Source organism: Zoogloea sp. LCSB751, assembly GCF_002028455.1.
Lineage (GTDB): Bacteria > Pseudomonadota > Gammaproteobacteria > Burkholderiales > Rhodocyclaceae > Zoogloea.
Genome location: NZ_MWUM01000639.1, coordinates 1 through 235, shown reverse-complemented (window position 1 = coordinate 235; position 235 = coordinate 1). Strand labels below are relative to the sequence as shown.

1 pseudogene is annotated in these 235 nt (G+C 38.7%); it reads left to right on the top strand.

From position 1 onward, the window contains the following. A pseudogene (locus B4920_RS30260) lies at window positions 1–235 on the top strand (response regulator); the annotation flags it as partial.

Below are 235 nucleotides of genomic sequence, written 5' to 3'. Positions count from 1 at the left end.
CCACTCAGAAATGTTGGTGGCTGGTTGGGCGCATTTATTGGTTATATGTCGGCAGACTTAGTCACAGGGAATCATCTTGAGCTGACGTTGGCTTTAACAATTGCCAATTTTATGACAGTAGGCGTGTCTTTATTCTTTATCCATTATTTACAAATTGACTATCGTGCATATAACAAAGGCTTAAATTTTCTTTATCTTTTCTTGGTTTGTGCTTTTCTTGGGTGCTTTTCCAGCG